This is a genomic window from Marinococcus halophilus, from assembly GCF_900166605.1.
Lineage (GTDB): Bacteria > Bacillota > Bacilli > Bacillales > Marinococcaceae > Marinococcus > Marinococcus halophilus.
On record NZ_FVZD01000006.1, the window covers coordinates 1,308,365 to 1,323,936 of the forward strand.

At 46.9% G+C, this 15,572-nt stretch carries 14 protein-coding genes; 11 read left to right on the top strand and 3 right to left on the bottom strand.

Going from position 1 to position 15,572, the window contains the following annotated elements:
- Positions 1-605: 605 nt before the first annotated feature.
- The gene (locus B5066_RS12600; protein WP_079476252.1) at positions 606-860 is read right to left on the bottom strand and encodes a hypothetical protein; all 255 of its coding nucleotides are present in this window, start codon (positions 858-860) and stop codon (positions 606-608) included.
- A gap of 203 nt (positions 861-1,063) precedes the next feature.
- Here B5066_RS12600 and B5066_RS12605 point away from each other — a divergent pair, with 203 nt between their 5' ends.
- Positions 1,064-2,209, top strand: coding sequence for a PD-(D/E)XK nuclease family protein (locus tag B5066_RS12605; RefSeq protein WP_079476253.1), 1,146 nt, complete (start codon positions 1,064-1,066; stop codon positions 2,207-2,209).
- Positions 2,210-2,322: 113 nt separating this feature from the next.
- Here the strand turns inward: B5066_RS12605 and B5066_RS12610 are convergent, their stop codons facing one another.
- Positions 2,323-3,096, bottom strand: coding sequence for an MBL fold metallo-hydrolase (locus B5066_RS12610; protein ID WP_079476254.1), 774 nt, complete (start codon positions 3,094-3,096; stop codon positions 2,323-2,325).
- Positions 3,097-3,313: 217 nt separating this feature from the next.
- Between B5066_RS12610 and B5066_RS12615 the strand changes: the two genes are divergently transcribed.
- Positions 3,314-4,399 carry a GGDEF domain-containing protein gene (locus B5066_RS12615; protein ID WP_079476255.1) on the top strand — a complete coding sequence of 362 codons (1,086 nt, stop codon included), beginning with the start codon at positions 3,314-3,316 and terminating at the stop codon, positions 4,397-4,399.
- Between the two features lie 68 nt (positions 4,400-4,467).
- Here B5066_RS12615 and mqo read toward each other — a convergent pair whose 3' ends face one another.
- Positions 4,468-6,000, bottom strand: a complete 1,533-nt coding sequence (gene mqo, locus B5066_RS12620; protein ID WP_079476256.1) for a malate dehydrogenase (quinone) — start codon at positions 5,998-6,000, stop codon at positions 4,468-4,470.
- Between the two features lie 205 nt (positions 6,001-6,205).
- Here mqo and B5066_RS12625 point away from each other — a divergent pair, with 205 nt between their 5' ends.
- From B5066_RS12625 to B5066_RS12665, 9 genes are all read left to right on the top strand, one after another.
- Entirely contained in the window at positions 6,206-6,991 is a 786-nt protein-coding gene (locus B5066_RS12625; RefSeq protein ID WP_218669543.1) for an SDR family NAD(P)-dependent oxidoreductase, read from the top strand.
- A 171-nt stretch (positions 6,992-7,162) separates the two neighbouring features.
- Positions 7,163-7,759, top strand: a complete 597-nt coding sequence (locus B5066_RS12630; RefSeq protein ID WP_079476258.1) for a TetR/AcrR family transcriptional regulator — start codon at positions 7,163-7,165, stop codon at positions 7,757-7,759.
- A gap of 36 nt (positions 7,760-7,795) precedes the next feature.
- Positions 7,796-9,016 carry an MFS transporter gene (locus B5066_RS12635; protein ID WP_079476259.1) on the top strand — a complete coding sequence of 407 codons (1,221 nt, stop codon included), beginning with the start codon at positions 7,796-7,798 and terminating at the stop codon, positions 9,014-9,016.
- A 162-nt stretch (positions 9,017-9,178) separates the two neighbouring features.
- Entirely contained in the window at positions 9,179-10,246 is a 1,068-nt protein-coding gene (locus B5066_RS12640) for a WD40/YVTN/BNR-like repeat-containing protein (protein WP_079476260.1), read from the top strand.
- A gap of 836 nt (positions 10,247-11,082) precedes the next feature.
- Complete coding sequence (locus B5066_RS12645; RefSeq protein ID WP_079476261.1) at positions 11,083-11,814, top strand: carbonic anhydrase; 732 nt, start codon at positions 11,083-11,085, stop codon at positions 11,812-11,814.
- 378 nt (positions 11,815-12,192) lie between these two features.
- Positions 12,193-13,023 (top strand): STAS domain-containing protein, encoded by an 831-nt coding sequence (locus B5066_RS12650; RefSeq protein ID WP_079476262.1) that lies wholly within the window; start codon positions 12,193-12,195, stop codon positions 13,021-13,023.
- A gap of 391 nt (positions 13,024-13,414) precedes the next feature.
- A complete protein-coding gene (locus B5066_RS12655) occupies positions 13,415-13,759 on the top strand; it encodes a YflT domain-containing protein (protein ID WP_079476263.1) in 345 nt (114 codons plus the stop codon).
- 252 nt (positions 13,760-14,011) lie between these two features.
- The gene (locus B5066_RS12660) at positions 14,012-14,830 is read left to right on the top strand and encodes a hypothetical protein (protein WP_079476264.1); all 819 of its coding nucleotides are present in this window, start codon (positions 14,012-14,014) and stop codon (positions 14,828-14,830) included.
- Positions 14,831-15,047: 217 nt separating this feature from the next.
- The gene (locus B5066_RS12665; protein ID WP_158219116.1) at positions 15,048-15,488 is read left to right on the top strand and encodes a universal stress protein; all 441 of its coding nucleotides are present in this window, start codon (positions 15,048-15,050) and stop codon (positions 15,486-15,488) included.
- Positions 15,489-15,572: the final 84 nt, after the last annotated feature.

Here is a 15,572-nt window from a genome sequence, read left to right on the forward strand (position 1 = left end):
CATCATTCTCCTTTCCCGGTTCCTGCTTGATGCTGCTTTGGTTAGGCAGCCTCCTGTCGTGCAGGCACGAAATAAGTACAAATAAACCTTGAGTTCGGACAGTTGCTGTCGGTGCTTACAAGGAGTGAAAGGGTGCAGGAGCTGGTGGGAGACGGAAATGAAATATGTATATGAGCAGTCTAGGTTTGAAAACACTCCTCTAATTGTAATATTAATCCTATACCCCCAAAATGGCTGTATCAAAAGCCGGGAATGCCGGAGCAGCAAATGCTTTAATAACAGGAGGTATTTAAACAAAGGTACTGAATTAAACACGATTTTTCTATATTCATTACTTATCAAATAAGGTATAAAAATACTCCCTTTCAAACAATACAGATTTTCATCTGTTTGATTAAAAGGGAGTACCAATCAGTATTTCTAGTTCCTTAAGTATTTATAATCGTTTCTTGCTGCATCCCCCATAGATTTTAGAGTGTTGTCAGGGGAACAAGAAAAGATTAATTTTTAAGGTCTGTAGTTACGGAGCGATTGTTTAATATAGCTAATAAAATGGTGGATTAGTAAAGTAGAGAAATTCTTTTGTTGTTTGAAGAATACTTAATTTAAGCATGTAAATCTTCGCCACCTTCATTAATAATAGTTGTTAATACTTTATTTATTTCTACATATCTCAAGCCATTTATATAGTGATAGATTTTAGTAACCCCGTCACTAAATATAACTTCTTCTTGATGCCATTCTGATAACTCTCGTTCAACAAATTTTTGAAGATCTTCGAATGGCAGGGGCTTTAAACGTTCACAATACCGTTTAATAAAATGGTCGGTAAAAACATATTCGTAATCTGTAATAAACAAAATAAATCCCTCCTATATTTTCCTCCTTTCTTGTATTTTGACAACACTCTATTAGTTCATTATAACTATTTATTTTGAAAATTCAAGTTATTTAATGATATAATTGTCGCTAGTAGTCATATAGGATCAGTGTTTTTAAGAACAAAAAGCATAAAACGCTGGGATTGAATGTGTAAGTATCTATGCAGTGGAAGGAGTTTCTTATGAAAAGGCGTTATGATTCAAAAGACAAATTAATAGAACCAAATTTATTCCGTTTTGCGACCAGTGAATTAAGTCAGGATGCATTTATATGCTGGCTTTTTGAACATATAAACTTGAAAGAGCCTTCTTTGGAAAAAGAAATTGCGGAAGAATTATTGCATACTATATTTAAAAAATTTCAGTTTTATTCTCCAGAATATATAAGCGAAAATTTAATGCAAAGCAAGTTACAAGCAATTGAAACTCAGTGGAGCGATATAGATGTGCTTTTAGAGTTTGAGTGTGAAAATATTCCTGAACAAAAACTGATGGTTTTGATTGAAGATAAAACAGACAGTGGAGAAAGCCGTAAAAATCAAGTGGAGTATTATTATCATAAAGTTGGAGAACATTACGAGGATGCATTGATTGTTCCAGTTATATTAAAAACAGGGTACGTTCCTCAGGAAGAGCGAAAAAAATTAGATGAAAGAAGTATTGTGTTAATTAATACGGAGGACATGTACAATATTTTTCAATCAAAACACATTCATCTGAAAGAAAATCCAGTTATTTATTATTGGTGGCAAAACTTTTTGGAGCGCTACTATAAACCAATCCAAAGAGCTGAAGATTTCCCCCTAGATTCAAGCACTACTCTCGAGGGTATTCAAACATTTATTAATGATAATGAAGAAGATTATTCTGAACAACGTATTTTTGAAAGACTAATACAATATCTTTTTGCTAAGTTGAATAAACAATTTTCCACGAAGCTTTTTACTATTCAAGGCAAGGGTCATATTGATTTGCATTATGAGGTTACAACTGATGAGTGGAAAGATGAAGAAAAAAATATACAGGTTACAATCGTATTCGTATGGGATAAAAATAGTTTCAAGTTGGCTGCCAGAATAGTTCCTTATCAATATAAGCCCTATAAGAAATTGAAAGATAAGGACAGAGAAGACTACGAAAAAGTTAAGAAAACATTAAAAAATACTATCCGTAAAAAAGAATTTGAAAACTGGTCTATAACGAACTACAAATGGCAATTCGCAAAGATGAAAGATATTGAATATTGCCGGTTTAATACTTTGGGAGATTCGGTAGTAACGGAAATAGAAAGGTTAGCAGAACTGGTGGATGAAGAAATATTAAGCTGAAAAATACTTTATTCCATACGAAATAAAGACCCTTGCAGGCTGTCTGCAAGGGTCTCCTTTGATTTCAACTAAATACGAGTCGGGAACGGTGAAATAAATCATTTGCCCTTTATCTAATAACGATAAATGTCTCCATCGTCCGGCACCAAAACGTTTGCCGAAACGCCTCTGTCTTCAGCGAATGTCTTTAATTCTTCCTTCGATAACGTCCAGTGGTTCACTGCTTCCATGTGCACGGCAATGATTTTCGCGTCGGGAGTGGCCTGCTGCAATTCGTACACGTCTTCTTTTCCCATCACAAGCGAACCCCCCTCGGCGAACTGGTTGTCTCCGGCATTGACCACGATGATGTCCGGCTGGTGGAGGTTTACCGCTTCCTGGACGCCCTCGTACCAGACGGTGTCACCGGCCACATATAACGTTTGCTCTGATTCGTGGCTGAACACGACGCCGCACACCGGTCCAGCAATTTTAAGAATGTCGCCGCGGCCGTGCTCGCCCTTCGTTTTGCTTAAGGCTATCCCTTCGAAAACGGTGTCCTCGTGCAGTACCTCGACGTTCTGAAAGCCGTCGCTCCGGATGGCTTCTGCTTCGTCTGCATTTTGGGTGAAAAGTGGAAGGTCTTTAGGCAAAGCTTCCTTTGCCGCTTCGTCCCAGTGGTCCTGGTGCGTGTGCGTAACAATAATGGCATCAATGCCTGCGGTGATTTCCTGCAGCGAAACCGGCAGTTTGGCGACCGGATTGTTCTGGTCTCCGTCCGGTGCGTGAGGCGCCGGGTTCGGCAGTGGCGGGTAGGCGCCTTTTTCCCCTAAATATGGATCGACTAAAAACTTTTTGCCCGCGTATTCCACAATAAGCGTAGCGTTCCGGATTGGCTGGATATTCATTCGGTAAAACTCCTTCTAAATAATAGTATAAATGATTGTAATATATTTTACCGTTTGTTGCACTTAAGCCCCAGCGGAAGCTGCATAAAGTATAGGTCATAGTTATAAAATTGCTGCCCGGCACTTGGCTTGTACAGGTAATCTATGAAGAAAATGGTATATTGAATAAGGAAGTTGGTAGATAACCGGAAAAAGGTCCAATTGCGTGGAGGTTATTATGCTATCAGGATTTTTTATTAACATCACTATACTCGTCTCGTTTATTTTTTTATTCCACCGTATATTTTATCAGGTTCCGCTGCGGGAGTCTTCGTCGCTCGGCCAAAAGCTATTTGCCGGAGTTTTCAGCGGGGTGCTCGGGCTGATTTTACTCGCTTACAGCATTCCGTTAAGCGACACGACCATCATTGACTTACGGATGGTGCCCATTACGTTAATGGCTATTTTTGGGGGATGGATTCCGACCGTGATAGGGGGGCTCATGATCGTGACAGGGCGGCTGGCTATCGGTGTCAGCATGTCTTCAGTCGCTGCGATTATCCTGATTATTGTGACCATCTTCTCCTGCCTGCTGGTACATAAGCTTGTAAAAAATGTGTGGGTGCAGGCGGCATGGATGGTCCTCATCACCAACGGATACATCGCTGTTACGCTGGCCATCCTTCTGCCACCCGGACAGTGGCTGCCCGCCTCCGGTATGTACCTGCTGGCCTCGGTAGTCGGCACGTCTGTGGCCGTCTATATGTTTACCCACCTGACCCAGGTGAATGAGCTGTTCCGGCGCTACCAGGATCAGGCTTACCGGGATGGTCTGACCAGTTTGTACAACAAACGGGCGTTTCAGGAAATGATCCAGCAGACCGAAGCGGAATACACCGACAGCCCCCGGTCGCTGTCGCTTTTGGTTCTTGATATCGATCATTTTAAATCAATCAATGATACGTACGGCCATTCGGAAGGAGACGCGGTCTTAACCCAGCTTAGTGAAATCCTCGAAGCGTCCATTCGCTCGAACGATGTGGCGTTTCGCGTTGGCGGGGAAGAATTCAGCATTTTACTGCATGACTGCACGAGCGCCCAGGCATTAATCATTGCTGAACGAATTCGGTTAAATGTGGAGGAAGCCTCTTTTCAGCTTCATCAAGTTCCGGATGCCCTGAATGTTACCGTTTCTGTCGGAGTTTCCACCTACCCGGAAACAGAATCACAGATCCAGCACCTGTATGATGCGTCCGACGAAGCTTTGTACCAGGCGAAAAGACAGGGGCGGAATCGTGTCTGTTTTGCAGAAGCTCCTGCTTAAGCCAGAGAATCCAAAAAACATCACCTGCCAATCGGCGGGTGATGTTTTATTACGTGCATGAAAGGGGCTTACGTTACGGCCTCGGTCAGCCGGAGCGTACGCGAGGTGGAGTCGTGCACCATTTCCAGCAGCTCCGGGTTGTCCTCGAGCGAGCGGCCGTAGGACGGGATGATTTCCTTGAGTTTTGGCTCCCAGGCCTCCAGATGGTCGGGGAAGCACTTGTTTAATACTTCAAGCATGATCGATACGGACACGGATGCGCCCGGTGATTCACCGAGCAGGGCCGCCATCGTTCGATCCTGGGCATGAATCAGCTTGGTACCGAATTGCAGGGCGCCCCGGCCGCCCTCTTCAGTATCCTCGATCAGCTGTACACGCTGGCCGGCCACAAGAAGATTCCAGTCGTCATTGGAGGCATTCGGCACAAAGTTGCGCAGTTCTTTGATCCGGTCTTCCTTGGACTGGGTCAGCTGTTGGGCGAGGTATTTAAGCAGCGGCGTATTTTTGGCGCCGGCTGCAAGCAGGGTCAGCACGTTCGACGGTTTAACCGACCCGAATAGATCCAGCGGGGATCCCTGTTTTAAAAACTTAGGTGTAAACCCGGCGAACGGGCCGTACAGCAGCGTGTCCCTGCCTTCGATGTGGCGGCGGTCCAGGTGCGGTACCGTCATCGGAGGCGTGCCGGCCGGCTCTTTGCCGTACACCTTGGAGTGGTGCTTTTGGACGACCTCTGGATTGTCACAGACGAGAAATTCGCCGCTGATCGGGAAGCCGCCAATGTGCCTGCTTTCAGGGATGCCCGTTTTCTGCAGCAGCGGCAGGGCGCCGCCGCCGGCACCGATAAAGGCGAAGGAAGCGGTATGCTCCTCGAGTGATTCCTGATTCAGGTTCTTTACGGTTACTTCCCACGTGCCGTCGCTTCGCTGGGCGACATTTTCCACAGAGTGGTTGTAGCGGATGTCTACATTATCTTGTTTTTCCAAATTGGCAAGCATCTGGCGGGTCAATTCCCCGAAATTAATATCGGTGCCGTGGTCGACCTTCGTGGCCGCTATCGGTTCGTCAGAGTCGCGCCCTTCCATCATCAACGGAATCCACTCTTTGATCCGCTCCGGATCTTCGGAAAATTCCATGCCTTCAAACTGGGGATGGCCATCCAGCGCGTCAAACCGTTTGCGCAGAAATTCCACATGCTCCTCGCCGTAGACAAAGCTAATATGAGGGAGGGGACGGATAAATTCCTCGGGGCTTTGAAGATCTCCCTGCTCCACCAGGTGCGCCCAGAGCTGCCTCGAGATCTGGAATTGTTCATTAATTTCTACCGCCCGGCTGGTCTTGAGAGAGCCGTCCGGCTGCTCGGGAGTGTAATTCAGCTCACAGAGAGCCGCATGTCCGGTGCCGGCGTTGTTCCATTCATTTGAGCTTTCCTGTCCGGCGGAGTCGAGCTTTTCGAAAATCGTAATGCGCCACTCGGGTTCCAGCTTTTTGAGTAATGTCGCAAGCGTGGCACTAACGATGCCGGCGCCGATCAAAATTACATCGCTCGTAGTGTTAGTTTGTTGCATCGGGTGTTCCTCCTTTGAAATGAAAAGTGGGTCCATTTTTGAAAGCGGTTGCGTTAAGTAGTATGATCATCTGATGACTCTTTACATATCATAACATACTCGCTGCTGAAAAACGAGACAGAGGATGAGGCGGGCGCCTTAGTTTGACTGAAGCAATGCAGGGAATAAAGGGAAAGAGCGGGCATGATAGTATTCAAATAAACAACGGAAGAATTCATAGAATTTTACTGGAGGGATCATGATGAAAATTTTAATTACAGGAGCGACCGACGGCATCGGGATGGAAACGGCGAGAATGCTGATGGACGAGGGCCACGAGGTGCTGCTTCACGGCCGCAGCGCGGAAAAGCTGGAAAATGTGGCAGAAGAGCTCGGCAACGCCCAGGCGGATCAGTATGTGGCGGACCTGTCCCAGCTGGCTGAGGTAAGAAGCCTGGCTCTCGGAGTCACGAACAAGCACAGTCATCTCGATGTGCTCATCAATAACGCCGGGGTCTATAACGCGACAGAAGCTGCCACCGCAGACGGCCTGGATATCCGCTTTGCAGTGAATACGTTCGCCCCGTACATTCTGGCGAACGAGCTGCTGCCGCTGATGGACGAGTCGGGGCGCGTCGTAAACCTCTCTTCTGCGGCGCAGAAGCCTGTAGATTCGGAGGCACTTTCAGGAAACAAACATCTCCAGGACGGGGAAGCCTATGCCCAGAGCAAGCTCGCCCTCACAATGTGGACGATGGAGCTCGCTCCGCGCGTAGACCCCGTAATGGTGGCGGTGAATCCGGGTTCCCTGCTCGGAAGTAAAATGGTGAAACGGGCATTCGGCGTCGAAGGCAGCGATATTACCATCGGGGCAAATATCCTGTACCAGGCGGCGCTGTCGGATACGTTTGCGGACGCCTCCGGCAAATACTATGACAATGACGCCGGCGATTTCGGTGACCCGCATCCGGATGCCAGTGACAGCGAAAAACGCCAGGCGCTTGTGAAACAGATGGATGACATAATAGAGCAGACAGGTAGTTTATAAAGACTGTGCCAAGATTACTACCGTAAATTCGATAGTAAAGCAAGGCTCTGTACAAGAGCGTTGCTTTATTTATGTATGTGGATTCTAAAAATGATGCTGGCATTAAAGCAATACATATGTTAAATTTACCTAACGTTAGGTAGGAAAAGAGATGAAAAAGGTGATGATTTGATGGAAACACGCGACCGCATAATCCAAGCAAGTCTGGAGCTGTTTACAGAGCGGGGCTATGAAGGCGCGACGCTTGCAGCGATTGCCAAACAGATAGGCATGCAGAAGCCTTCGCTGTATGCGCATTTTACAAACAAAGAGGCGCTTTTTTTGGCCACGGTGAAAACAGCTGTGCTTGAATACAACCAGATTGTACGCAGCGAGTTAGAGGCTCTGGGAGCAGAAACGGCGGAGACCCAGCTGAAAACGTTACTGTACCGGCTCGCTGAAGTGTATTACGACGAATACACGATCAGCCAGTTTTATTACCGGTTTTTATTTTTTCCTCCTCCAGCGCTCGCTTCGAAAATGCAGCAGATGGTGGAATACCACGGCAGTGCTGCGGATCAGCATATTGAATCCGTTATTCGGCAGGGAAAGGACGAGGGGGCCATTGATGCGTCGCTTGCGAGTGATCTTATTACGGAAAGCTACTTATGCCTGCTGAGCGGCATTGACTTTGACACGCGTTATTACGATTTTAATAAAGAACAAATCCGCACCCACGTTGATCGGATATGGCAAATCTTCTGGCGGGGGATTAAGGCTTCCGGATGATAAATAAAAGCAGCAGAAATTTACAGGAGGGCACAGATGGCTGATTCATGGACTTCATTATTAAAAAATAAAACGTTTGTGCTCGTATGGCTCTCAGGGATGACGGTGATGCTTGGCTTTTCCATTTTCTTTTTGTCCGTTTCCTGGTTTGTCGTCGATGAAATGCAGCAGCCGGCCATTCTCGGGGTTGTTATGATGACGATCGCCATTCCGCGGGTGGCCATGATGATTTATGGCGGGGTGCTTGCGGATAAAATCCAGAAGTCGCGCATCATGTTTACGACGAATGCGATGCAGGTGGCGGTGATGGTTGTCCTGGTGGTGCTCGTGCAGCAGGATGCCCTGCAGACGACTTCATTGATTATTCTGGCGTTTATCTTTGGCTTCCTGGATGCGTTCTTTTTCCCGGCAGCGTCGGCCATGATTCCGAGTATTGTGCCGGTGCATCAATTACAGCAGGCGAACTCCTGGTATCAGGGCTCCACGGAGCTGATGTTTATTATCGGCCCGGTGGGGGCAGGGCTGTTATTAACCTTCGGCGGCTTTGCCTTTTCGTTTTCCGCAGCGGCTGGATTGATCGCGCTGTCGACCATTCTGATTTATCCGCCGTTTTTAAAGGACCCGATTCCGGAAGCGAGGAGCGGGCGTCATACCGCCTGGATGGATCTGAAGGAGGGCCTCGCTTACGTGCGGCAGTCAGGCATCCACCGTGCCGGCACGATGGTGATTATTACGATTAATTTATTGATGATCGGACCGCTTCTGATCAGCATTCCGATGCTCATCAGCGCGCTCGGAGGCGCTCCGTGGCAGTTAAGCTTATTAGAGGGAGGATTTTCGACTGGCACCTTTCTGTTGAGCGTGCTGCTCGTTACGTGGTCGTTGAAGCAGCGAAGAGGAAGCTGGGTGCTGGGGGCCATGGGGGCAAGCTTTATTCTCCTGCTTGTATTCAGCCAGGTGGAGGCGCTCCCTGTGCTTGTCGCTGTGATTACGCTCATGGGAGGCGCGGGGATGCTCGTGTACCTGCCGACGATTACCATGATTCAGGAAAAAACCGACAACAACAAGCTCGGCCGGGTGATGAGCCTGGTGAACTTTGCAGCCAGCGGGTTTGAGCCTATAGCCTTTGCGCTTATTTCATTTCTAGTGGCAGCATCCATCCCGATCCAGACGGTACTGATGTACACCGCCGTGACCGGGCTTTTGTTAACCGGACTGCTGCTATGGCGCAGTCCGGAGTTCCGGCAGACCGATTAAAAGCGCCAGTGGAATATTGCTTAAGCCTTCCGCTCCGGCAGGAGTCCGGAGGGCTTTTTCATTAGAGTTATATAGACTTGAAAGGCATTTCTTTAAGGAAAAACGGGAAGAGACCACTATTGGCCATACATATACCACTATACTTTAAGGAGGGTGAAAAGCATGAGGGTATTATACGCAGGTATGGAAAATGAACTACTTGTACTCACACAGAGCGGCGAGGGATGGCAAACGAAGACGAAGCTTAAAGGGACCCAGCCGGTCCGGGTGGCGGTGGACCCTTCTGATAATTCCATTGTTTATTGTGCCACTTATGGGCATGGATTATGGAAAAGCGAGGACGCCGGAGAAAGCTGGCAGGCGATAGGAAAGCCGCAATTGTATTTTGAACCAGCGGGTGCCGACGGTATTCCTTCACCGTACATCACGTTTGTCGGCACACATCCGATAAAAAAGGGGGAGTGGGGACATATTGTGTATGCCGGCACCGAGCCTTCGGCGGTTTATTACTCGGAAGATGGAGGAAAGCACTGGCATGAATGGACGGCTATCCAGCATATGGCTTCCAAACCGGAGTGGCAGTTCCCGCCACGTCCCCACACGCATCATGTCCGCTGGATAACTCCAAGCTATGCGGCTCCGGATCGTATAGCGGTCTCCATTGAGTACGGAGCTGTGCTTTTTTCAACGGATCACGGGAGCACCTGGCAGGACCGGCCGGAGCATAGCCCGAGAGATGTGCATACCCTTCTGGCTCACCCGTCCGCTCCCGGTCGTTTGTATGCAGCCTGCGGGGATGGGTTTATGAACGCTTCATTTTCGTATGCAGAAAGCGATGACGACGGCGCCCATTGGCATTACAAGAGTGAAGGACTGGAGAAACATCCATACCTTTATAACATGGTGCTGAACGCAGCAGACGCGGACGACCGTCTCGTTTCCGCCTCTAAAGGCCCGCGTGAAGCCCACTCGTCCGATGCCGCCAGTTCCGCCATTTACCGTAAGCAGGGAGAAGCACCTTTCCGTGAAATATCCCGGGGGCTTCCGGCAGGGTCTTTCGCCCATGTCTTAACCCAGGATCCGGAGGATACCAGCATTTTTTACGCGCTCAATAACCATGGCATCTTTTTCCTCCGTACAGACGAAGATATATGGAAGCCGGTCGATATTGCCTGGAAGGACGAGTATAAGCACCAGCACCCGTCGTGCTTTGTGGCAGGGTTCCGGTAAGAGAATTAGAAAATTTTTAAGTTTGTTTCAAAATAGCAGTGATTGAAGGATCGGTATGTTTTACCTGGAAACCAAGCGGGTAAATATGATTTATAACGCAAAAAACCAAAACAGCTTTTACTGTTTTAACAATTAAATGGTCGGCGGAAATGAATGGATATATAAGCCAGTACATGAGCCGGAAAAAGGAACCCCGTTTCTTTTTCCGGCTTTTTTTATTGAAAGCATAGTAAAGAGATAAGGCCCATGCAGTCTGTGACAAACAGGCTGGAGACAGGTCATACGGGAAAATCCATACTTTATCGGTTTTTATCAGAATGCGTTAAAAATAAAAAGACCAAAGAAAGAGAGGAAGAATAAAATGGAAATAGCTGCAGTGATTTTATACGGCGTATTCGCCACGCTTCTATTGATTAATCCAGCACAGATGAACAAAACTAAAAGCCAACAGCCGAAATAAACATTAAAATTCGCGTGGAACCATCAGGGCTCGTATTGCTCTGGTGGTTTTTTATTTTTATCATGCACAACGGGAAAAAGCTGTTTTTATACAGGCAGCTTTCTTCTATTGGGGGAGAAACAAGGCCCGGGGAGTAAAGAGACTGATGCCGGGCCACAAAACAGGAGTATCGATGGAGAGTAACAAAAGCCTTCTTACCTCTCGTTTGATACCGGCTGGAAAAGGAAAAATTCAATGATACAGAGTGGCTGCTTCGGAGCCCGGGCCCATAAGCAGTCAAAAATCTGGCAGTTTTCACGTTTTACTATAATTTGATAAGGAATGATGCCGTATCGCTGTATCTTTTATTTATTCGACTGTTTTGACAGCCGTAAGTATGTTTCCTTTTTTCCCCCTGGATATGGAAAAAGCTCCTTCTTCTGAAAAAAAGTCCGAATGGTCCTATAAGGGTGAAACGGGGCCGGAGCACTGGGGGAGCCTGGACGCTGATTATACTACGTGCACCGAGGGAGAAAGCCAATCGCCCGTAAACCTTCGGGAAGCAGAAACAAAACGGGGCAGTGCTGATGTACAAATGAATTATGAGCCAACCAATTTCACCATTAACAACGACGGGCATACCATATTGGCAGAACCTGAAAACGCCAATAATACATTAACTTATGATGGGGAGGAGTACACACTTTCCCAATTTCATTTCCATGCGCCAAGTGAACATCAACTCAATGGAGATTACGAAGATATGGAGCTTCATCTTGTACACGAAAGTTCCGAAGGTGAAATTGTCGTGAGCGCATTTATGCTTGAGGAAGGAGGCGGTACAACTTTCCCTTCGTCATTTTGGGACAAGATGCCGTCAAGCGAAACAGAAGCCCCGGCTTCTTCCGAGAACCGCCTCGATCTGGAAGAACTGCTGCCATTCTCCGAAACGAACTTTCAGTATGAAGGGTCATTAACGACCCCGCCGTGTACAGAAGGAGTGAACTGGATCGTTTACGGGGAGCCGGTCTCTGTTTCAAGTGATCAATTGAAGGAGTTTCAGCAAATTTATGACGACAACCACCGTCCGGTCCAGCCGCTTAACGGAAGAGAAGTAATGGAAAATTAATATAATCACCGGCGCGGACCGCCCCGTTCATCCCATTTTTAACTCAAAATGGGATGTTTTTTAGTCTGAAACTCATGGACGCATAGAAAAGCATATTAAGTCGATCGTTGTAACGTTCGTGAAAATTTGGATGCGGCGATCGTAGATTTATTTTTAATGTTAATTTGACATATCGCTTCGCCCAGGGGCACAATTGCAGCAAAAGCATCTTCTCTCCCAAATTCTTTTCTTTTCGAACCCGATTTGGCATTTCATTTTTTTAAATATGTATATATAATACAAATAATTCATTCTTTTTTGAAAAATTAGTACATACTTCCCGGACTATTTAGTGAGCGGCACAGGCAATATTTACGAAGGGACAGGGAGGAAGATACTGTGACGTATATATTTGATCATTCAATGACGTTAAAGGATTTCTATAATCAAAACGCCCAGTTGTTCGAACAAATGCTGATTGAAGAAGCCGCCACGGTAAAGAAGGATGTCCGCGATATATTGCAGCAGGGTAATATTGACCTGGTGGTCAACGCCCATCAGTTTGTTTCTCTGGCTCTAGAAGGAAAGGAAGAAGAACTGAAAGCGTTCGCTGAACAGGAGGGCATCGTTTGGGCTGCGCAGGATATTGAATTATCCTTTAGGCTGGAATGGGTGCATGCCCTGCGCCGAACGATTTGGCTGTTTATTGAAGCCTACCAGACGCGTGCCGGGGAAAAACACTTTCATGATTTTTTCCAATGGGAACGAAAAGTAAACAACCAGATAGACGCTTTTTTACATACTTTTTTGAAAAGCTATTCCACCTACAAAGAAACTCTTATCCAAAACCAGGAGCAGTTAGTTGACTATCTGTCGACACCGATCATCCCGCTCGGGCGCTCCATCTGTATTTTACCACTGATAGGCCCAATAGACGGGCGGCGCCTTGAATTGCTGCAGGAAAATGCCCTGAGGAATGTAGCGGAGCAGAAAATTCGAGTGTTAATCATTGATCTGTCCGGGGCAGAGCCTATGGAAAAGCAGAAGCTACAGGATTTTATAAGAATCATTGAAGGGGTTTCATTAATGGGAAGTGAAACAGTATTAACCGGAATTTCGAGAGAGATGGCCATGGAGCCCGCTTTGTTCCAGGAGGTTGGCGGCTCCCACATTAAAACCCTCGGCACCCTGCAAAGAGCCATACGTGAATATTTCGTATGGAAGGATTAGCCTGGAGTTATGCCAAAGCGTGCTTGAACAAGAAAAAGAGCACTTTTAAAAAAAATGGAGGCAAAGATGAACCGCTGCGTTATTCGGTAAGGGCGGCTTTGTTTCATTAGACAAAATCATAATAGCTGTTAACAATTGAGGGACTATCTCAAAAAAAGGTAGTCTTTTTTATCTATATTAGAGCGATAGGATAAAAATTAAAAAGAGCCGAAAGTTCGCAGAAAAATAGAAAGCAAGAAGAGTTTGTACACAGGCCCAACGGGGTATCATCATTTATGGCGCACTCTTCTTAGCCGTTCGTTTGGCATTGCTGGGCAATACCAGAAAACGAAAGAATAGAAGACGTCTGATTTCAGACAAAAGCTCGAAAATACACAAGGAGGAATCAAGCATGAAGCCGCAGGTACAAGAATACACCAACGAAGACAACATTGAGCAGGACGTACAGAAGCTCACGGATAACGGTATCAGCCGTAACGATATTTACGTCATGAGCCACGATGATGACCGCACCGACCGGATTGCGGATAAGGCAGACACCAATGAGCCGACCGATAAGGAATTCGGCGTTGATTCCGAAAACCGTTTCTCGAAAAAGGGAGACGAGCTGCGCTTTAAACTTCAGGAGCTAGGATTTACGGAGCAGGAAGCCGAAGATCTAGAGGACGATCTGGATGAGGGCAAAGTATTGCTGATGGTTCAGGACGACAAGAACCTGAGTGAACTGCTGAAATAGTATTAGACAAAACAGCTGGAGGCCATCGGCTTTCCGGCTTTGTCTGTACATATATAAAGACGCTTCCGCGCGGGAGCGTCTTTGTTTTATCTTTTGCCTGCCAGGCGTAAAAAACAAGCGGCAGGCGCTGCGATGTTGCTATTGCCTAAGTTTAACTTTTTACATGCGAATGGCAATGCTGTTTTACTGACCATATTACTCTATTTGATATAATGGAAGAAAAATACAGATAAAAGGAAAGAAGGAAGTACCATGAAAAAACCGAAAATCATTCTCTCATTCGTAGGACTGGTACTCAGCACAGGGCTCATCGGATGCAGCGACGGGCAATCTTCGTCTGAAAGTGCCGGGGCCCAGGAAGCGTCTATGAATAGTGACAGCCAGGAAGAAGATAATGCCGATAATTCGGCTGATCATGAAGGAGAGACGAAATCCCAAGACGAACCGAAATCGTCCGAAACCTCATCAGAACAGTCCCCTGAAGGTGTCCGGCAGGAATTGGTAATGGAAGAAGACCAGATCTTTCTGCCGTCCAGTTTCCCCGGCCAATCAATTGAAAATGTGCTGGTTTCTGTAGCTTCCAACAATGACCAAACCTACAGCGTGCAATACCAGACCAGCGAGGGAGAGGCATTGGCGCATGTTACAGGGTCCCGGTTTGCCAGTAAGCAGGAAGCGGTAGCGGAGCTGGAGTCTTTTCAAAACGGGAAAAAGGTGGGACCGTTCGAGCAGGGAGGAGAAGATCTTGGCTATGGAATTACCGGATACGGGGAAGGGGCAACAGGAAGCCAGTACTTCAGCTGGGAGGAAGGGAATTGGCTTTTAAGCCTCTCCTCTGCGACTGAAGACGAAATTGATCACCCGGCTGTCGCCCGGGAAATCGTAGAATATCTTGAGAGCCACACCCTCCCGGCTCCAGGTGAATTAGGCGTAGTGGATATCCATTATGAACGGGGAAGCGAAGAAGTTAACGCCGATATTCGCTGGCAGGACGGCAGCATGGTGTATGAATTAAGAACCGGGCGTGATCCGTTGGAAGCAATGCAGATGGCGACGTCCATGGAAGAATAGATGATTGCCTCGAAGACAGGAAATATAATAGTTGGAGGAAACCGGGTTAAGGGACGGTCTTTGGTAAAAAAGGTTATATAAAAAGAAAAGTGGGAATGGAAAAATACTATCTTTACAGGAACCTGAACCAACGCTCCCACAAAAAGGTCGCGCCCCCTTCATAAGTATACAGAAAATAATGAAAACCATGATCACTTGAAGGATGAGGAGGAAAATTATGGCCCATTATCAACGGATTTTAGTAGGAATTGATGCTGTCGAGATACCAACCTACACTGTGTTCGACGAGGCAAAGACAATGGCGGCCGAACACGGTGCCACATTAATCATCGCTTTTGTATTCGACCAAAAGAGATATGCGACGCTCCAGCGTATGGACCCTAAAGGCATCGAACGGTTGCGGACGAAAGCCGCCCTGTATCTCGAAGCCTGTCAGCAGGCCGCATGGGCGTATGGAATTGAGAACGTTGAAACGGTGATGGATTCAGGGGCCCCGAAGAAACGATTAGCGGTCGATTTAGCCAAACGCTACCAGGCAGATGCTATTATTATAGGCGAAAGCGGCGGTAACCGGTTCGAACGCCTGATATTTGGTCACACGTCTAAGGCCATCCGCCGAAAAGCAAACTGCGATGTGCATGTGGTGCAAAACAGCTGAGAGCAACTGCTTAGGTATGCGGCTAAAGGGAAGCTCATAAGCCCTTTACTGTTTCCATGCACGCAGTAAGTTTAGGGATGGTTT